18 protein-coding genes are annotated in these 19,191 nt (G+C 62.0%); 9 read left to right on the top strand and 9 right to left on the bottom strand.

All coding sequences use genetic code 11. The annotated features are described in order from the left end of the window. The first annotated feature begins 211 nt into the window (after positions 1–211). From ACZ48V_RS00195 to ACZ48V_RS00185, 3 genes are all read left to right on the top strand, one after another. Positions 212–2,680 (top strand): Lon protease family protein, encoded by a 2,469-nt coding sequence (locus ACZ48V_RS00195; RefSeq protein ID WP_464540514.1) that lies wholly within the window; start codon positions 212–214, stop codon positions 2,678–2,680. A 126-nt stretch (positions 2,681–2,806) separates the two neighbouring features. After that, entirely contained in the window at positions 2,807–3,691 is an 885-nt protein-coding gene (locus ACZ48V_RS00190; RefSeq protein ID WP_464540512.1) for a universal stress protein, read from the top strand. A 121-nt stretch (positions 3,692–3,812) separates the two neighbouring features. Continuing rightward, entirely contained in the window at positions 3,813–4,727 is a 915-nt protein-coding gene (locus ACZ48V_RS00185; RefSeq protein WP_464540510.1) for an ATP-grasp domain-containing protein, read from the top strand. Positions 4,728–4,898: 171 nt separating this feature from the next. Here the strand turns inward: ACZ48V_RS00185 and ACZ48V_RS00180 are convergent, their stop codons facing one another. The 4 genes from ACZ48V_RS00180 to ACZ48V_RS00165 all read right to left on the bottom strand — a co-directional run bounded on the left by ACZ48V_RS00180 (position 4,899) and on the right by ACZ48V_RS00165 (position 6,780). Next, positions 4,899–5,117, bottom strand: coding sequence for a hypothetical protein (locus ACZ48V_RS00180; RefSeq protein ID WP_464540508.1), 219 nt, complete (start codon positions 5,115–5,117; stop codon positions 4,899–4,901). A 360-nt stretch (positions 5,118–5,477) separates the two neighbouring features. Next, positions 5,478–5,723, bottom strand: a complete 246-nt coding sequence (locus ACZ48V_RS00175) for a putative toxin-antitoxin system toxin component, PIN family (protein WP_464540506.1) — start codon at positions 5,721–5,723, stop codon at positions 5,478–5,480. Between the two features lie 39 nt (positions 5,724–5,762). Then, entirely contained in the window at positions 5,763–6,116 is a 354-nt protein-coding gene (locus ACZ48V_RS00170) for a PIN domain-containing protein (protein ID WP_464540504.1), read from the bottom strand. 214 nt (positions 6,117–6,330) lie between these two features. Further along, complete coding sequence (locus ACZ48V_RS00165; RefSeq protein ID WP_464540502.1) at positions 6,331–6,780, bottom strand: hypothetical protein; 450 nt, start codon at positions 6,778–6,780, stop codon at positions 6,331–6,333. A 457-nt stretch (positions 6,781–7,237) separates the two neighbouring features. Between ACZ48V_RS00165 and ACZ48V_RS00160 the strand changes: the two genes are divergently transcribed. Further along, positions 7,238–8,206, top strand: a complete 969-nt coding sequence (locus tag ACZ48V_RS00160; RefSeq protein WP_464540500.1) for an integron integrase — start codon at positions 7,238–7,240, stop codon at positions 8,204–8,206. A gap of 109 nt (positions 8,207–8,315) precedes the next feature. Here ACZ48V_RS00160 and ACZ48V_RS00155 read toward each other — a convergent pair whose 3' ends face one another. Together ACZ48V_RS00155 and ACZ48V_RS00150 are read right to left on the bottom strand one after the other, a co-directional pair. Further along, complete coding sequence (locus tag ACZ48V_RS00155; protein WP_464540498.1) at positions 8,316–8,561, bottom strand: GIY-YIG nuclease family protein; 246 nt, start codon at positions 8,559–8,561, stop codon at positions 8,316–8,318. A gap of 136 nt (positions 8,562–8,697) precedes the next feature. Next, complete coding sequence (locus ACZ48V_RS00150) at positions 8,698–11,301, bottom strand: M14 family metallopeptidase (RefSeq protein WP_464540496.1); 2,604 nt, start codon at positions 11,299–11,301, stop codon at positions 8,698–8,700. A gap of 254 nt (positions 11,302–11,555) precedes the next feature. On the opposite strand from ACZ48V_RS00150, the gene ACZ48V_RS00145 reads away from it, so the two are divergent. Beyond that, positions 11,556–11,831, top strand: a complete 276-nt coding sequence (locus ACZ48V_RS00145) for a polyhydroxyalkanoic acid system family protein (RefSeq protein WP_464540494.1) — start codon at positions 11,556–11,558, stop codon at positions 11,829–11,831. Positions 11,832–11,907: 76 nt separating this feature from the next. Here the strand turns inward: ACZ48V_RS00145 and ACZ48V_RS00140 are convergent, their stop codons facing one another. Continuing rightward, positions 11,908–12,390: a DinB family protein gene (locus ACZ48V_RS00140; RefSeq protein WP_464540492.1), complete on the bottom strand. Its 483-nt coding sequence runs from the start codon at positions 12,388–12,390 to the stop codon at positions 11,908–11,910. Positions 12,391–12,530: 140 nt separating this feature from the next. Between ACZ48V_RS00140 and ACZ48V_RS00135 the strand changes: the two genes are divergently transcribed. Both ACZ48V_RS00135 and ACZ48V_RS00130 read left to right on the top strand, forming a co-directional pair. Further along, positions 12,531–13,208, top strand: a complete 678-nt coding sequence (locus ACZ48V_RS00135) for a DUF2459 domain-containing protein (RefSeq protein WP_464540490.1) — start codon at positions 12,531–12,533, stop codon at positions 13,206–13,208. 46 nt (positions 13,209–13,254) lie between these two features. Beyond that, entirely contained in the window at positions 13,255–14,262 is a 1,008-nt protein-coding gene (locus ACZ48V_RS00130) for a glycosyltransferase family 4 protein (protein WP_464540488.1), read from the top strand. A gap of 36 nt (positions 14,263–14,298) precedes the next feature. Here the strand turns inward: ACZ48V_RS00130 and ACZ48V_RS00125 are convergent, their stop codons facing one another. Then, positions 14,299–16,062 (bottom strand): alkaline phosphatase family protein, encoded by a 1,764-nt coding sequence (locus ACZ48V_RS00125; protein WP_464540486.1) that lies wholly within the window; start codon positions 16,060–16,062, stop codon positions 14,299–14,301. Positions 16,063–16,238: 176 nt separating this feature from the next. Beyond that, the gene (gene trxA, locus ACZ48V_RS00120) at positions 16,239–16,577 is read right to left on the bottom strand and encodes a thioredoxin (protein WP_353564134.1); all 339 of its coding nucleotides are present in this window, start codon (positions 16,575–16,577) and stop codon (positions 16,239–16,241) included. A 203-nt stretch (positions 16,578–16,780) separates the two neighbouring features. Here trxA and ACZ48V_RS00115 point away from each other — a divergent pair, with 203 nt between their 5' ends. Together ACZ48V_RS00115 and ACZ48V_RS00110 are read left to right on the top strand one after the other, a co-directional pair. Next, on the top strand, positions 16,781–18,010 hold the full coding sequence (locus ACZ48V_RS00115) for an MFS transporter (protein ID WP_464540484.1): 1,230 nt from the start codon (positions 16,781–16,783) through the stop codon (positions 18,008–18,010). 596 nt (positions 18,011–18,606) lie between these two features. Beyond that, entirely contained in the window at positions 18,607–19,170 is a 564-nt protein-coding gene (locus tag ACZ48V_RS00110; RefSeq protein WP_464540482.1) for a hypothetical protein, read from the top strand. Positions 19,171–19,191: the final 21 nt, after the last annotated feature.

The following is a 19,191-nucleotide window of genomic DNA, read 5'->3' as shown; positions in this document are numbered from 1 at the left end:
AGCAGGTATAGCGCTGCGCGTTACCTGGTTCACACAGGGACAGGCAGCGACGGAGCACACGCGATGCAGCACATGCGGCAGAGCACAGGGGATGCGTCACGTTTCTGTGAGAGGGCAGGCGCGTGCCGAACTCCCCTGCGCGCCGCCACCTACAACGTAGTCCGCATGCACGACTCGCACATATTCTCTCGTACGTACGGTTTATCGCTACATGGCTACTCGCAACGCGCTCACGCCCGGTCAGCTGCGCCGCACAATCGACCCGGCTGACTTCACGTTCGACACCACCGCCGACCTTGACGCCGACACGGCGATCGTCGGTCAGGATCGTGCGCAGGAGGCGCTGGAGTTTGGCATGGCCATCGACCAGCCCGGCTTCAACGTGTTTGCGCTGGGGCCGACCGGCACGGGCCGCCGCCGCATGGTGCGCCGCATGCTCGACGCAGCGGCTGAGCGCGCACCAGCGCCGTCGGACTGGTGCTACGTCAAGAACATGGACGAGGAGCGCACTCCGCGTGCGTTGCAGCTCGACGCCGGCGCCGGGGCTGCGTTTCGAGATGTGATGGACGACTTCATCGAGGCGGCCCAGGCGGCGCTCTCGGCTGCCTTCGACAGTGAAGAGTACCAGGCGCGGCGCCAGATGGTCGAAGACGAGGTACGGTCGGAGCAGGAGGAGGCGCTTGAAGACCTGCAGGAGCGCGCCCGGAGCGAAGACATTGCACTCATCCGCACGCCCAACGGGTTTGCGTTCGCGCCCATCCGCGACGGCGAGGTGGTCTCGCCCGACGAGTTTGAGGCGCTCGAAGATATCGACCGCGACGCGGTGCAAGAAAAGATCGATGCGTTCGAAGATGAGCTGCAGCAGATCATGCGCAAGCTGCCCGAGCGGCAGCGCGAGGCGCAGCAGCGGCTCAACGACCTCAACGAGGAGATGGCCCACCACGCCATCGACCCGCTCATCGACGAACTGATGGAGGCGTATAGCCACCATGATGCCATCCAAGCCCACATCGACGCCCTGCAAGACGACATCGTAGAGAACGTGGGCCCGCTCGTGCAGCAGCACGACCAGGCCAGCGGACGCGCAGCGCTCTCCGACGACAACTCGGGTGGCACCATGCCCTGGATGGCCATGCAGGGCGGTCCGTCGTGGGATCGCTACCGCGTAAATCTGCTCGTGCACCACGACCCCGATGACGGCGCGCCGGTAGTCGTCTGCGACAACCCTACGTACGCCAACCTGGTCGGACGCGTCGAGCAGCAGGCCCAGATGGGCGCGCTTGTTACCGACTTCAGCCTCATCCAGCCCGGCGCGCTGCACGAGGCCAACGGCGGCTACCTCATCATTGAAGCCCGCAAGCTGCTGCAACAACCCTACGCCTGGGAGGGCCTCAAGCGCGTCTTGAACAGCCAGGCGATCGACATCGAATCGCCCCAGCAGGCACTCGGACTGATCCGCACCGTGTCGCTCGATCCGGAGCCTATTCCGCTTAACGTGAAGCTGGTGCTTGTGGGCGAGCGCTGGCTCTATCACCTGCTGTGTGCCTACGACCCGGACATGGAAGAGCTGTTCAAGGTCATGGCGGACTTTGACGACCGCATGGACTTCGACGATGCCCATGTGCAGGATTACACGGAGCTGCTGGCGACGATGGCCCGCGAGGCTGATCTGCCGCCGCTCGACCGCTCGGGCGTGGCGCGCATCATGGAGCGCAGCCTGCGCATCGCACAGGACCAGCAGAAGCTGTCGGCCCAGGTGGATGCGATCCGCGACCTCTTGGTGGAGGCGGGCTACCGGGCCCGTAAAGACGGAGCCGACCAGATTGCAGCGTCGCACGTGCAGGCGGCACGCGCCGCCCAGACGCGCCGCGCCGATCGCCTGCGCGAGCGCATCTACGAGTCCATCGAGCGCGATACCCTCTACGTGGACACCGACGGCGCGGTGGTCGGGCAGATCAACGGGCTCTCGGTGCTGGAGCAGAGCGGATTTGCGTTTGGGCGACCCAATCGCATCACGGCCCGCGTGCGACTCGGCCAGGGCGACATCGTCGACATTGAGCGCGAAACCACGCTTGGCGGTCCCCTGCATGCGAAGGGCGTGCTCGTGCTGTCGGGTTTTCTGAGCGGACGCTACGCGCCCGAACATCCGCTGTCGATGCAGGCGAGTCTGGTGTTCGAGCAGTCGTACGGCGGCATCGACGGCGACAGCGCCTCGTCGGCCGAGCTCTACGCGCTGCTTTCCGCGCTGGCCGAGGCCCCAATCAAGCAGTCGCTCGCCGTTACCGGTTCGGTAAACCAGCATGGCGTAGTGCAGCCGATTGGCGGGGTCAATGAGAAAATCGAAGGCTTCTTCGATATCTGCATGCGCGACGGACTCACGGGCGAGCAGGGCGTGCTCATCCCCCAGAGCAATGTGCCGCACCTGATGCTGCGTGCCGATGTGGTGGAGGCCGTTGAGGCAGGCGACTTCCACGTCTATCCGGTCGAGACGATCGACGAGGGCATCGCGCTGCTAACCGGCGAACCGGCCGGCACGCGCGGCGACGACGGTTCGTATCCCGCCGAAAGCATTAACGGACGCGTTGAGGAGCGGCTGCTTGCGTTTGCCCGGCAGCGGCAGCGGTTCGGGCTCAACGGCAAAGCCGAACGCGACGAGCCGGCAAGCACGTCTGCCAGCTAATTTGTATGTTGAATTGCCACGGTGCGCCTTCGCACAGATGCGGCGCCGGACTGTATATTCGTGCGGGGCGCTCCGGGTATCTTGCCTGTTCTTGTTCTGTCTTGCTTTTCTATTGGATTCGTACGCATGTCGCTGCTACGCCACGCGCTGGTCGGATTGGACGGATCGCCCGCCAGTGAGGCGGCTCTCACTACCGCACTTCATCTCGTACAGCCGGGTCTGGGGCGCGCTACGGGGTGTTACGTGAAAGATGCCGCGCTTCGACGGGCGGCGGCGCTGGGCACGACCCGCACCATTCAGGCGGGCCGCGCTACGGCGATGCCGCTGTCGACGCGCTACGTAGAGCGCGCCTTTCAGGAGATGTCGGATTACGTGCGCTGGCGCCTCAATGAGCTGGCGCATGCCTACAACGTAGACGCCGAGATGCAGACGGCGACGGGGCATGCAGCGGCATCGCTTCGCAACCAGGCCCAGCGGTCTGACCTGATCGCGGTAGGCTCGCAGGGGCTGTCGACCCACGGAGGCACGCGGCTGGGAAGCACGACAAACGCGCTCATCGACGAAGCAGAGCGTCCGCTCCTGATTGCGCCCCCACAGCAGTACGCGCTCAACCACCTCACGCTCTACTACACCGACACCCCCGAAACCGAAGCGGCCCTTCACTGGGCGGTGTACGCCTCCTACGCGCTCCACGTCGAGCGCATCCAGGTGCTAATTCCGGCTCCCGACGACGACACCTACCGGGCTCGCCGCGCTGCGCTCCGGGCCACGCGCCCTCCTGCCGACACGCTCTGGCATCCCATGCGATGCACGCCCCTGGAAGCGTCGCATCCGGGCACGGCCCTGCAGCGCGCCGTCGACGGTCTGGTGGTCGCCCCGATGTCCTTTCTGCGGACGGCCATTGCGCACCGTGCTGCGTTCCTCCACGAGCTCGACCAGCCGTTGCTGCTGGCTATAGCACCCCCAGAGCGTCCCTCTACGCTTCAAGCGCCCTCGTTTTCCGTAGCCTGAAAGCCTGAACCGTTTGTGCGCGAACGCAACCGGGTGGTCCGTTAGCGCGAGAGGCGTCGGCTCCCCCGTTGCCACCGGAAGGTCTCCTTTTTTGAACGTATCATTCTGTCTCCTCTACCCAATGCCCAACCTTGACGCTGATGTCGCGCTCCTTACCGAATGCAGGTACGCCGTTCCCACGGCCCCCGAAGGCGACTGGTACGTCGAGCAGATCCTCCACGACGACCGCCTGCTTCAAGAAGCCCTTCAAGAGCGCGGCGTAACGTCCACCCGCATCGACTGGGCCCATCCGGACGTAGACTGGTCGACCTTCTCCTGTGCCGTTTTTCGCACTACGTGGGACTACTTTGAGCGGTTTGAGGCGTTTACGTCATGGCTTGAGGCGGCGACCTCGCAGGTCCGGCTCTGCAACACGCCCGAGCTGGTCTGGTGGAATCTCGACAAGCACTATCTGGCCGATCTGAACGAGCGCGGCATTCCGGTTGTGGACTCCCAGTTCATCGAGCAAGGCGCTCGCCTCCGTCTCGAAGAGCGACTTGCCGCGTTAGGCTGGGGCGAGGCGGTGATCAAGCCCTGCATCTCGGCGGGAGGGCGCGACACCTACCGCGTCCAAAAAGAGGATACAGGTGCTGTAGAGGAAACCGTTCAACCGCTGCTTGAGGACGCGTCGTTTATCCTGCAGCCCTTCCTGAACGACATTGTAGACACCGGGGAGGTGAGCCTGATGGTGTTCGATGGCGACTACACGCATGCCATCCGCAAGTCCGCCAAAGATGGCGATTTTCGGGTGCAGGACAACCACGGCGGTACCGTACACCCCTATGAGCCATCGAACGAGCAGATAGAACTGGCCCTGCGTGCGATGGATGCGTGCGACCCGGTACCGCGCTATGGGCGGGTGGACATCGCGCGCACCAACGAGGGCCGGTGGGCGGTGATGGAACTGGAGCTCATCGAGCCCGAGCTCTGGCTGCGCGACCACCCCCCGTCCGCCGACGCCTTTGCCCGCGTCATCGTTGATCTGCTTGACGCGTGATGCCGGTCTATGCCACACTGCGTTGGTGGTGAGACCGGGGGTATGCCGCTGTGAGAAGCAGGCCTCGGTAGCGCCACTCCAGAACCGCCAGCCCGCCGACATAGACCGCCTCTCCGACGAAGTGTAGAAAAGCAAACAGCGTTGCGGTCGCTGAGAAAACGGCCACGATCCCTAAGCAGACGCACGCCATACGAGATTGGCCACAACGAGCAGTTTGATCAAATGCATCGGACGTTCCCGCCGAATGGCAAGCACGAACGAATACGATCCGTAGAGCAGGTTCACCGCTCCAGTGAAGAGAAGCAGCTCCTGGGGCAGTCCTTCTAAGAGCCTGTTTGGGTTTTGGTTTGCAGGCGAGAGCGAGCGCCGCTGAGGCGAAAATTGGATCACGATGGCGGTTCGTAGCCGGGGCTACGGGCCGACATCGGGGGCAATTTGCACCAGGGGCATGCCCTTCGGCCCCAGTCCAGCGCCGCCGCTCGGAGCCCAAATTAAGAAATCAAAACAGGTTCTAAGCGACCGAGCCACTCACTGAGCGCGATTACGGTTGCTCCCGCCAGCGCTGCACCGATACAGTCCGCACACAGCAACTGTCTAAAGAAAGTCGATCCGAGGGCCTTCATAAGCGGTATTACGGCAAAGCTCCGTGGCGAAGGCACCGGTAACCTATCAACGAGTCACCAGAAGCGCCACCCGTGTTGGGCCCACCGAAGAAGCCCTGTGCCCTTCGTCGGCAGTGTTGGGTTATGCCTACCTTTCCTGCTGCTCCAGAAATGCACCTGGTGTCACAATCGAAATGTCTCGAAACGGATGCAACGCCAACAGATCATCGTCTCCGCTTACGATGGCTTCCGCCCCTCCCTCCACAGCAAGCTCCAGAAACTTGTTGTCGTCCGGGTCGCGGCAGGCCTCAATTTCTCCTACTGGTTCGACCACCTCTACGCGTTCGACGAGCGCTTCAAGAAGGCAGTGGATAGACGCTAAGTGATCAAGCAATTGGCCACCGGAGTCGCCTATCAGTCGAACCCCCTCTCCCTACGGGTTTCTCCCCCTTATCCAAGGGGGAGATGTCCACAGGATCACGCCTGCGGCGAAGCTCGAAGACAGAGGGGGTTTCAGCGAACCGTGATGAAGTAACCTAACATGGCAATCACTTGCCATTGAGCCGCTACCTTCAAGAAAAGCTTCACGCTCTTCCGCGCTCAGATAGCGATCAAATTTGTCGCGGCCGAGCACGTCCACCAGTTCGTTGAGCGTATCGGGCGAAACCACGACACGGCCGTGCCGAAGCGACCAGCGAAACGCACGGTCGGGTGTGGACCCTTCGAAGAGCGCCGCGCTGATAAGCGTATTCGTGTCGAAGACATGGCGTGGCTTACGAGTCGTCATCAAGAATCCCTTGGAGCTTCTCGGGCGTGAGACCGTGTTCTTGAGCGCGTCGGCATATCATCGGGAGGACATGGCTGTTTCCGCGCAGGCATAACGTGGAAATTTAGCCGCGACGGGCTTCGAAACGTATGGAGAGGAATGAGGAGACGCGAACTTTTGAAAATGGCAAGAGCCCGTCGTCGGCTGCAATGTGTGTTATGCAGCCCGGTCTGTGCTATGGAAGGTTCTCTAAGTCATCCAGATCTTTATGACGACCGCTGGCCCGTTTGTTCTTCTTTAGGCATTCCAGCCCGATAATTGCTGCATTTACCCCTCCCAACTCGTCCTCAATTCGTTCGTCATAGCAAGATGAAAAGTCAACCCCGCTTGCGCTCGGTAATATCTCAACACGAAGGGGCGGATGGCCCATGCGTACAAGGCGGTCCTCATCCAAAAACAAGGTCGCATCCAATTTTGGAACGTCGAATCCAAATCTGCGAAGTGCTTTCACCACCTGACCTGCATTCTCCTCCGTTTGCTCGATCCAAAGATCCAGATCTCCAGTGGTTCGGGGATATCCGTGGTAGCTTACTGCATAGCCGCCGACCACGAGATACCGCACATCATGATCGTTCAGCAACCTCAAGAGTTCGCTGAATTCGGTCGGAAACTGGATCGTAGGCATAATTGATCTGGCGCATCTGTTCTAAGGCAGTGAGACGCTCTTGGGACGTTCTCGACAGCCAATGCACCTTGTCTTCCTCGTCGGCTTCCGAAAAAGAGGAGACCGAAAATGCGGACCGATCTATGGAAGGTTCGTCGGACATGAGAAGGACCTCGCTGTTAAAGGGAGAGCGTTGCTTAATATCATACTGATGCGCATAGAAGTCGCTCCATCGGGTTGCATAACTTATAATTATGTCAACCCGCTGGACATAGGCAAACCCCATAAGTACGAGCAATTTGCTATTTCCCAAAAGGATAAGCCAATCTGGTGTCGGCTTATGTCAACCAAGTGGACATAGGACGTTATGGATTCGCCTCCCGACGGGTCTATCTTGCTGAAGGGGCTTGTATATGTATTTCATGGTACCAAGGCCCTTCATAAATCGCAAGTCTCCGGCGCTCGGTCCACTGTTCCCATGTCCCAACAGCCACCCAAGCTGCTTGATCAAGTCCGCACGGCGTGCCGTCGCTTGCAGTACAGCTATCACACTGAAACGGCGTACGTCCGCTGGGTGAAGCGGTATGTGCTGTTCCACGACACACGCCATCCGCGTACGATGGACGCCGCTCATATCCGTGACTTCCTAAATCACTTGGTCCTGGAGCGCAACGTCGCGGCGTCCACGCAGAACCAGGCCCTTCATGCGCTCCGGTTCCTCTACAGCCGTGTGCTGCGCATCGAGCTGGACACTATCAACGACCTGGAGCCGGCTCAGCGTCCACGACGCTTGCCGGTGGTCTGCACGCGCAACGAGGTCCGGCAGGTACTGGGCGCAATGAGTGGGACCAACCAACTCGTTGCTGCGCTGCTTTATGGCGCGGGGCTTCGTCTCTCGGAAGCTCTCCGCCTTCGGGTCAAGGCTCTCGATTTTGAGCGGGGTGCGTGCATCGTCCGAGATGGCAAGGGGCGCAAAGACCGCGTTACCGTTCTTCCCAGCCGCCTGCATACGCCGCTGAAGCGTCATCTGCGGACGCGAAAGGTGTTACACGAAACCGACCTCAGCGAGGGGCACGGCTCGGTACACCTCCCAGACGCGCTGGGACGCAAGTATCCGAACGCCGCGTACGAATGGAGATGGCAATTTGTGTTTGCATCCACCAAACGATCTACCGATCCCCGAAGCGGACAAACCCACCGCCATCATCGTTCAACCTCTGCTGTGCAGAATGCGGTGAAGAAGGCCGTGAACGCCACAGGCATTTCGAAGCATATCACGTGCCACACCTTCCGCCACTCCTTTGCGACACATTTACTGGAAGATGGCTACGACATTCGAACCGTACAAGAGCTGTTGGGGCATGACAGTGTGGAGACGACGATGCGGTACACGCATGTCTTGAATCGGGGCGGACGCGCGGTACAAAGTCCATTGGAGGCGCTCTGACACTCATTCCTGAACACGTTTGGGGAGCTGCTTCCGGCAAGCCGCCTCCTGGACCTGCGAGGGGGTGTAGCAAACGCGGCGTTGCGAGTCCGCTGGATGCGCTGGCGAATTAGGATACATCCACCAGCTTTTCCTTGGCCGGGCGCCGTAGCTGTTTGATCGCGTATTCGCGCTGCATGGCGGCGGACTGGCTGTCGTACGTTTCGGTGTGGATGACCTCGACGGGCGTGCGTCCGCGGGTGTATTTGGCGGCGGTGCCGGCGTTGTGCTCGGCTACGCGGCGCTCCACATCGGTGGTGTAGCCGGTGTAGTAGGTGCCATCCGCGCATTCGAGGATGTAGACGTGGTGGGGCATGTCAGATTTGGTTGTTGTTGGTGACACAAGATTGCAAGCGTTTCCTATCGCTGCGCCTACCAGCGGGGGCCCTTTTGTCTTGGTAATCACCGCCCGGGATCCCATAGCCGGGGACCGCTTGCGTCCTCGGCGACAGTCATTCGTTCCCCACGAAGAACACGGCGTTGCTCATGAGGAGCTGGCCGTTGTGCCAGAAGCCGCGTACGAGCGGGTTGTCGACCAGGTAGGTGATGCGGCCCTGTCCGTGGGACTGCACGCCGAAGACGAGCGTTTCCTGCAAGGCGGTCTGAGCCTCGTGGCCCATGAATCCGCTAACGGGGGAGGCGTCTTCGAGCGCGGCTACGGTCCAGCCGCTGTCGAGGTAGGCGAAGGCGCGGGCGGAGCGTTTCATGGTGAAGTAGCGCTCCACGCCAAAGGCCAGCGGGTGCGAGGTGTCGAGCGTGGTGGCGTGCACGCTGCCAGGCGTGCCGCGCGTGGCAGCGTCGCGGGCGCGGTCTTCGTAGCGGTGCAACTCGGGCGTCTCCGCTTCGTCTTCCACGTCTTCGTCAGGCACCGGGGCAGCGAGGGCGAAGCCGTCGTAGGGCGACAGGGCGCTGCTGGCCGACCCGAAGGCGATGAGGTGGCCGCCGCGCTCAATCCACTGCTGCAGCGCCGCCACGCGCTCGTCGGAGAGCCAGTCGCTGTACTGCCCCTCGGGCATCACGAGCACGTCCAGTTCGTCGAGCCAGGCATCCTGAAAGTTGCCGGGCTTGAGGAGCGTGGCCGGATACTGCAGCTGCTGGTCGAAGAAGTGCCAGATCTCGCCCACGTTGAGCGAGGCGAGCGGCTCCCCGGCCAGCACGCCCACATGCGGCGCATCGATGTAGCGGATGTTGGCCGATCCGAAGTCGGGCGCTTCATCCATGAAGCCGGTGGCGGTGCGGTAGAGCGAGCGCTCGTGCTCGGCTGCGGTTTCCTGCACGATCCCGTCGAAGCGTTCGCCCATCGCGCGGTTGTTGGTGCGCAAGATGACGAGCGTGCCGGGCTCGAAGGTGCGGCCCTCGAATTCGAACGCCTCGCGGGCAAAGCGCACCTTTACGTCGGACTCCAACAGGTCGGCCAGAAACGCGGCGTCGGCGATGCTGTGCCAGTTGGCGAGGTAGGCATACGGCGCGTCGGTGTCGTTGCCCTGCAGGGCGGGCGGTGCAGCCTGCGTATCCCCTGAAACCGACACGTCGCTGCCCAGCGCGTAGGCGTCCAGCCCGTAGGCGTAGGGCAGGCTCCAGCCGGTCATGTCGTAGGTTACGGAGTCGACGACGGTGGTCTGCGGCTCCATCAGCACCTTGGCGAGGCGGCTTTTGGGTTGGCTGAGCGAGACCACGAGATCGCCGGGCTCAACAGATACCGACTGATTCGTCTGGTCGGCGTAGCGGAGTCCGCTCGTGCTGGCATCGGTGCCCGGCCCCGCGATGGTGGATTCGATGCCCTGGCGCTCCAGGTGGCGGTGCAGCGCGTGTACGCGGTCGTCGGGGGTGTTGGGTACGCCGGCGGAGGCGGCATCGCGGGCTTTGATGAGATACGCTGCATAGTCGCCAGGGGGATTCGCGGCGGTCTCTTCAAAGTGGGAGACGAACGAGGACACGAGGTCGTCGGCCTCGCGGGCGGCGGTTTCGACGGTGGAGAGGCCGGTGACGTGGTGGCGAATGAAGCGGTCGTGCAGCGTCAGCGTGTCGCCTTCGAGGGTATGCACCATGAGCCCTGCGCGTCCGGAGCCGCCCTGCTCGTAGGTCATGCCAATGGCGCCGTTAAAGGTGGGCCAGGTGTCGCCGAAGCCGGGGTAGAACAGGTCGAAGCGCTCGCGGGTGAAGTAGCGCCAGTTGTTGTCGTCGAAGTAGCGCGTGTGGTTGCGGCCGACGGTCTCCTGAAAGGAGCGCTGCCATTCGGCGATGTCTTCGTGAAAGGGATCCGCTGCGGGCGCAAAGTAGTGCGGCGCGTCGATGCTCTGCTCGTGGTAATCGACGTGCACGTGTGGCATCCACTGGTTGTAGAGGTCCAGGCGCTGCTGCGTCTCTTGCTGCGTGGCCCAGGCCCAGTCGCGGTTCAGGTCAAAGTAGTAGTGGTTGGAGCGCCCGCTGGGCCAGTCTTCTTGCAGCTCGCGGGCCATGCGGTTCGGGTTGGGCGTGGCTCCGGCGGTGCGGTTGTAGAAGTTAACGTAGCGTTCGCGTCCGTCGGGATTCATGAGCGGATCCATGATTACGATGGCATCCTCCAGCCACGGCTGGGTCTGCGTGTTCGACGGATCGGCCAGCTCAAAGAGCGTTTGCATCGACGATTCGGTGCTTACGCTCTCGTTGCCGTGCACGTTGTAGCTGAGCCACACGATAGCCGGCGCCAGCTCGCCCGGCGTGCCGTCTGCAAGTCCGATACGCCGCAGGTTGTCCTGGCGGATGGCGTCGCGTTGCTCCAGCAGCTCGGGGCTACTCACGTAGGCTACCATAAGCGGGCGCCCCTGGTAGCTTTCGCCGTAGCGCTCAATCTCGACGTTGGGCGACTGCTCAGCCACGTGCTCTACGTAGTCGACGACCCGGTGGTGCGAGGTGAACTGCGATCCGAGCTCGTAGCCCAGAAAGTCAGCGGGGGATTGAAGGGCATCGGTCTGGGCCGTGGCGGGGGCAGGGGCGCCTGCGGCAGAGAGCCCGATAAAAAGAAGTGTGCACAGTACGAGACGTAGCGAGCGAGGCATAGGCGAGAGCATGCGCATAAGCGATACAGGACGATGGTGGAGGCATGGGAATACGGAGGCTGGCACGGTGGGCCGGTGTGGCAGCCGCCTTTCGCATGCCATAAAACCTATGGAATCCGTTATGAATCCATTACAGAAGTCATAATGTAAGGGATGCGCCGGTCGGTGTCCAGCCCAAACGCATGGAGTGGGGCTGGGAACGCACGGAAACCGCTTCCGTAGCGAACAAACCGTTTTACACACTGCCTTTACACCATTGTTTTTGACCGATCATGTCTACGATTAACATTTCGCGTTCGCACAGCATGGGCCGAACCGCAGCCCGAACCGCAGTTGAGAAGGTAGCCGAGCAGCTTGAGGATAAGCTGGGGGCGTCGTACCGGTGGGAGCAGGATACGCTGCGTTTTAACGGCGGCGGGGCCAAAGGGCAGATTGAGGTGGAGCCGGAGACGGTGCGTGTGGAGATTAAACTGGGGATGCTGCTTTCGGCGATGAAGGGGATGGTGAAGAAGCAGGCCGAGGGGTATCTGGATGAGTATCTGAAGTAGATTAGGGATCGAGGGGGGGATGTGTGGAGGGGGCTCTTCCAGGCCTTCCAACCCCCGTACTGCCAAACCGCCGCGCCTACGCCGTATCCGCAGGCGGCCAGCAGCCGAGGAGGCGGCGCGCCACCACGAGCTGTCCGATGTGGTAGGCGGTGTGGCTGATGGTGATGAGCACCGAGCGCGCCATGGTGTGGGTATCGTGGCCGGGCACCGTCTCGAACGGATCGGTATCGTCGAGAAACCCGAGCAGGGCTTCGCGGTCGGCGACGACCGACTCGCAGCTGCGCGTCCAGGCCGCAGGCGAGGGCGGAGCGGGCGCGTCGGGCCAGTAGTCGGCGGGCCAATCCCCCGGCGCGTAGTCCTCGTTGGTGCAGTAGCGCAGCAGGTCGTCCTGGGCGAGGCGGATGTGCTCGACCAGCTCCCAGCCGGAGTACGGCAGGCCGTCGGGGCGCACGCTGCGCAGGTCACGCGGCCAGTCGGCGGTGGCGTATTCAAAGGAGGCGTGCGCGGGGAAGTCGCCGCGCAGGCTCTTGCGTAGATGGTCGTTCAGGGCAGCAGGCATGGGGGCCGGTCGTCAAGGAGTGGAAAGTGCTTGCTTGTTGGACGGACTGCTGCTACGTTGGTTGTGCGACTGGGCCGGCGTGGACGGGCCGGCGTGTCTCGTTCTTCTGTCTCGTTCTTCTGTCTGGGTTCGCTACCGCTATGGCCCGCTGGCTCCGTCGCCTGCTGCTTATCGGTGCTGCAGGATGGATTATCGTGCTCAGCACGCACTGCCACCAGCCGCCGATTGAAACGCCGGGTGCTGCGGTTGAAGAGCCCGCGCACACGGTGTACGTGATCCGCCACGGCTGGCATGCCGGAATCGCTGTGCGCACCGATGCACTGGGCGAATCGGCGTGGCCGGTGCTCGACGACTTTGCAGGACATCGGGCAGGACATCGGTACGTAGAGGTTGGCTGGGGCGACGCAGGCTACTACCCGAACCCGAGTCCGAGGGTAGGCTCGCTGCTGCGCGCTGGCGCCTGGCCCACGGCGAGCGTGGTGCACGTAGCGCTCTTCGACAGGCCCGTGCAGCAGGCCTTTCCGCGCCACGACATCGTGGCCATCGAGGTGTCGGATGAGGCCGTGCAGCGCTTCGCTGCATTCGTGCAGGCTACTTTCGAGGGCGAGCGCCCCGATCCGGTCGCCGACGGACACTACTACACGAGCGCCTTCTACCCGTCACATCTTTCGTACCATGTGTTTAACAACTGCAACCACTGGGCGGCCTCGGCGCTGCAGGCGTTGGGCTGCGACATGCAGCCGGCGCTGACGATGCGCGTAGAACAGCTTCTCGATGATGCTGCGCACTGCGGACGCGCCATTCAGTCGGCGCCCTGATTGTCTACGACTGCTTCCAAGATCGCCTCAAGACCGACGCCACGTTATGCATGTGCACTTCTGTCTGCCCGACCTCGCCGACCATCCTACCGGCGGCAATCGCTACAACACGGCGCTGCGTGCAGCGTGGCCCGAGGCCGACCGCATCACGACCAGCACCGGCTGGCCCCGTTCTGCTGGCGACCCGCCCGAAGCCGACGTCTGGCTCGTGGACAGCCTGCTGGTGCGCACCCCCGAAATGCCCCGTGTCTTGAGCGATGCCCCCCCGGCTGTGCTGCTCGCACACTACCTCCACCTGGCCGATCCTACGCAGGCGCACACCGAAGCCATCATGCAAGAGGCGCAGTATCTGCAGCGTTTTGGGGGATGCGTGGTGCCCAGCCATTTCGTGGCAGATCGCCTCAGCGAGCATGGCATGCCCCGCGAGCACATATGGGTTGCTGCGCCCGGACTGTCAGCAGCCTATCGGCACGGACGGCCTCTCGCACGGACGCCGGAGCCCCCTTCTCGTCTGCTCACCGTTGCCAACCCGTTTCCAAACAAGCAGGTGGTACCCTGCCTGCACATGCTGGAGACGCTGTCCGATTTGCCGTGGACATGGCGCATCATCGGCGACGATGCGCTCGACCCAGAGCATGCAGCACGCACGCGCAGAGCGATTGAGGACTCGCCGCAGCGTGAACGCATCACGCTGCAGGGGCCACAGCCCGCCGAGGCGGTGCGCGCCGCATACCGCGCTGCGGATGCAGTGCTGTGTCCGTCGCGTTTTGAGACGAGCGGGATGGTGGCGCGCGAGGCGTTGGCCTGCGGCGTGCCGGTACTGGGCTTTCAAGTCGGTGGGCTGCCCGAAACGCTCGGTGCTACGGCTCAGAATGGGCTCGTAGAGCCGTATGACTTCGGGCGGCTGGGCGAGCGGCTGCGCGCGCTGCTGACCACGCCATCGCGCTACCGTGCCTGGTACCGCGAATCCATCCGTACGAGCCGCGGCAAGCCGGCGTGGACAGAGACCGCCGCCCGCGTCCGGCGTGCGCTGCAGCAGGTGGTGGCGGCGTAGGAACCGGGCGCGCAGTGTATATCCTGCCGCGCATGCTCATGGAGCGAGCATGCGATAGGGAATGCCCTCGGGACGTAGCGGGGCCGCTTCGTGCGGCGGGGCGTTGTGCTGCGCATTGTACTGCGCGAGGGCACGCATCGTGAGCGAGTAGAGCCCCTCCAGCGGCCACTGCTGGTCCGGCGCGTCGGGCAACGCAAGTCCGCGCGTGAACCCCTGCTCCAGAAACGGCTGTAGCCGGTCGGGGTCGCGCGCAAAGATGTGAATGGGTACGTCCGAGTCCTCCAGCGGAAGCACAGGCGGCTGGTGATCGCCAAAGACCCACACAACGGCATCGTCGGACGCATCCGCCTGCAGATAGTCGCGGATGAGCCGCCAGTTGTGGGTAACGGTGCGTAGGTAGCGTATTTCGGGCGGCTGATTGAGGATCAGGCGCTGGGTGAGGCTATCGGGCAGCAGGCCGTCGCGGGTGGACTGAGTGTGCTGGCGAATCCATCGGCGTGCGGCGCCATCGGTGTCGGTGGGGGCCTGGTTGAATCGTTCCCAGTGGTCAACGTAGGGAGCCAGCCCGTGTCGCCAGAGCGCGTGGGCGTCGGCCATCGCAAACAGAAGAAAGAACGGCTGGTCGTGAGGCAGCACGTTGTCGTGTGTGAAGTACAGGCTGTACTGATCCGGGATGCCCCCCCATCCGTAACTGGGGCCTTCATACTGCAGGTCGTCGTAGAAGAGCACTGTATCGAACCGGTACGGGTCGTGTAATGGCAGTCCGGGACGTGCCCGGTTGGGCGGTTTGAGTCCGATCGTGTGGTAGCCGTGGTGCTGCAGCGTACGCACCAGTGTGGGATACGACGGATGGCTCTTGAAGCGGTCGTCGAGCACCTGCCGATGGATATGTGACCCACTCAGGAGGGTGGCGTGAGTGAGCCACGAGCGTCCGCCACGAATGGGAGCGGGGCCGGTTGTTGTGGCAACATGCCATCCGTCGGCGGCGAGTGTTTCTTCCACGCGACGAAGGACCCGCGCAAATGGTGCCTGCAGGTCGGGATGCGTCGTGAGCACCTGCCCGTACGATTCGATGATGAACCAGTAGAGGGGCGGGCGATCGGTGAGGGTGAGGTCGGTGTACGCGTAGTATGCTGAGTCTGGTGGTGCGTCGCCCATCTCCTGCAGCAGGCTGCGTAGCTGCCGGGAGGCGTCAAGGTTGGCATGGATCTGCGCGGTGAGGGTGCGCAGGCGGTCGTCCTCGCGCACTTCGCGGTAGGCACGGTGCTCGGTGCCCCATTCTTCGGCCGGGGCGTGCCACAGCACGACTGGCCAGGCCACAAGGTGGAGTCCGAGCAGCAGCGCCCATCCGGCCGGCGTGCTGCCGCCGTGCTGCAGCGCCTGCATGCATCGGGGAATCATGGCCAGCAGGCTGCCCAGTGCGAGGAGCGCCCCCGCGCCTGTCAGCAGCATGGTGGGCTCGGCCTGCTCAGAGATCAGGTAGAACGCGTTGGTCAGGAAGCGAAGGTCTTCGTACAGGATGCCGTGCCGTTGAAACGCTGTGTAGACGAGGGCGTCGTACAGCGCGTACAACAGGTAGCCGATATATACAGCAGTGGCAATCCACCGCGTGCTTTGCCGGACCGTATATGCAGTTGCTGCAAGCAGCGTGGCAAGTACCAGCACCTCAACGCTCCACGGTGCAAACGGAGACACGGGAATGGGCGTGAGGTAGCCGGGTAGCATAAGGAGCAGGCTCAAGATAGAAAGCGCTGCAGCAAGTGCCCCGAACGAGGTGCCCTGCGAGGCTTTGAGACTCATGGAAGTGCAGTCGTGTGCCGGAATATGAATGATTGGGTTGGTCGTGCCTAAAGAACGAAAGAGTATTAATGATTAGCGAGGTGCTCCGCATCCCCAAACGAAAACGGGGCCTGCTTCGTTGCGAAGCAGACCCCGAGTGCGTATCACAGACAAGACGCAGATAAAGCGCAGAGACGTTACGCCGCCTGCGTCAGCTGCTTGTCGAGCCGCTTGGTGAGCTCTTTTTTGGGTACGGCCCCCATGACCTGATCAACGACTTCGCCGTTGTGGAAGATCATAAGTGTAGGAATGGAACGGACGCCGTACTGCTGGGCCGTGCGTGGATTGTTGTCCACGTTTAGCTTACCTACCTTGGCACGACCCTCGTATTCTTCAGCAACCGCGTTAACGGTCGGAGCAATTTGGCGGCATGGGCCACACCAGGGCGCCCAGAAATCAACCAGTACAGGCTGATCGGCGTTGAGAACGTCGTCCTCAAAAGTACTGTCGGAAAGTTCGAGGGTAGATTCGGCCATGGTAATATGTTCGGTTATGAAAGAAGCAGTTGTGTTATTCGATCATCACGGGGCATCGTTCCCTGCCCTTACTATTCGGTAGCACAGGTGCCGCTATCGTAACACCCGGCTTAAGACCCATCCGGGTTCTGATGGCCAGGCATGCGGCATACACGATGACATGATGCACGGTACGCACGGTACGATCGCAGACACACACCGCTATGAACAGCAACGACCGCGCCATCATCTCGCTCACGTCACTTGGGCACGGGATGGTGCACACATACGAGCTTTCCATTCCGATCTTGATGACATTATGGCTGGTCGAGTTTGACGTGTCGACAGCGGTACTGGGTAGCGTCGTTGCGCTGGGGTATGGACTCTACGGTATGGGCGCCCTTCCGGCAGGCGTTCTTGCGGACCGATGGGGCTCGCGCCGGCTCATCATAGGATGCCTGGCAGGCATGGGACTGTCGTTTGTGGTGCTGAGCTTGGCGTCGGGGCTGTGGTCGATTGCAACTGCGCTGGTGCTGTGGGGGCTGGCAGCAAGCATCTACCATCCAGCAGGGCTCACCCTCATTTCGCGGGGGGTGGTGAAGCGCGGGCATGGGCTTGCGCTGCACGGCATGGCAGGCAACGCAGGCATCGCCCTCGGACCGCTCTGCACGGCGCTGCTGCTTGTTGTGGTAGACTGGCGCGTGGTGGCGGCGCTGCTGGCGCTCCCGGCGCTCGGGGCAACGCTCTATGCGGCACGCGCCTCGTTTGATGAAACCGCTGCCGATGCGGTCTTCGATGAGAGCACCGGCGAGTCAGAAGACCCACCGCCGCAGTCGCTTGCACAGCTATGGAGCACCTCGCGACTTCTCTTCGCATCGGGATTTGTCGTCGTGTTTTTTGTGGTCATGTTTTCGGGACTCTATTACCGGGGGATACTCACTTTCCTGCCCGACCTGCTTGAGCGCTTCGTGCAGATCGACATCGGCCTGCAGGTGGAGTCGGGGCGCTACGTTTATGCTGCGCTTCTCATGGTCGGTATGGCCGGGCAGTACCTGGGCGGCTGGCTTACGGATCATGTGCGCACCGAGCGCGCGCTGACCGGAGGATTTCTCGTGCTGGCGGCCATCGGTGTTGTGTTCTGGCCGATGGCCCTTGCCGGGACGGGCCCACTGCTCGCCATTAGCGCGCTACTGGGCGTGGCGCTCTTTGTTGTGCAGCCGCTCTATCAGGCAACAGTGGCTGAGTATACGCCCTCGGAAGCACGAGGCCTGTCGTACGGGTTTACCTATCTCGGCGTGTTTGGCATCGGTGCACTCGGCGCAGCGGTTGCTGGCACGGTGCTCAATTACTATGCGCCCGCCGTGCTGTTTGGCGTGCTTGCCGTGTTTGCTCTTTCCGGTGCTGGGCTGAGTGCATACCTGGCCGTGCGCGCAACGCATCCGTCTGAGGTATAGCGGCCTTTCGTTGCGGAACCGCATCTCACCACAGACCCGTGAGCGGCCTATTGTAGCTACTCGTTGATTAGCAAAATAAATAACGGATATTAAGAAATCGGCGTATGTCCCTGTCTGTGCACGCTGTGGATCGAATCCCAACCCTCTGTTCACAACCTGTGGATAACTTGTGTGCAGCCGCCTATCGCCGGATCGGTTACCGTATTCCTGTGTCAGGAATGATTGCCAAATGCCCTTCAGCGCCTGTAAAGCGGATATTATTGTCCTAACATATTTATGTCCGTTATTTGCAAATGCTCTAAAACCGATGTGTACAGCTTGTGGATAACTTTACGGGCACTGAGGGGCTGATTATACCGGCCACTCTTTTTATATCCGTTATTTTTAATTTGTGGGCGGATACTTTATCTATAAGTCGCTGGAATGTAGACCATACTACAGCGGGATACGGAGGACGATCAGCCAGCGAGATGCGTATAGCGACTTAAGACGCGGCCGATCAGCAGATCGCATGTCCGGCTTCCTCCCGTCTGTTACGCCTGTATATATGGCGACATGCCACTCCTTAGTCATCCCCCTATAGCTCCCCCAAAATTATGCTTCGTACCATACCGTTGTTTTTCTTATGCACGCTACTCGTAGGTGTGCTGATCATCGGGTGCGCCCCCTCACAATCTGCTGATGAGGGAACAGAGACTGACGGTCCTCCCGTAGAGCGAGTTGCTGACACCGATCGTGCCGAACAGGTCGATGGGGAGGTTCAGCTGCGCGACGATCTTACGGTCGCTGCCCGTAGCGGACGATCGGCCTCGATTATGATAGCCGCCGGTGGCGGACGCATCGAGCTCAGTCCGGCTGAAGCGCAGCGTCTGGCAGCTACCCTTCACCGCGCCGCCTTCGACATTGCCGACGAAACGGCGAAGCGGGGCATCATCGGCCCGATTCCTGAGCCGGTCTGTGAGCCGAACCCGGAAGCAGCCCTGATGGCTGTGCCCGGCGGTGTCTTTTCGCCGTGCCCAACGCCAATCATGGATCCCTCTGTCGAACAAGCCAACGCGCTTTACAATCCCGACGCATTCGGGCGTGAGGCCGGTGAGTGGCTGGAGCGTGGCACGCGCGTACCCGGTGGGTTCATGCTTCCCGAAGAAGCACTACGGTAACGCATCCCAAAAATACAAACT

It is taken from the genome of Longimonas haloalkaliphila, assembly GCF_055379825.1.
This window is presented reverse-complemented; position numbering and strand designations above follow the sequence as displayed.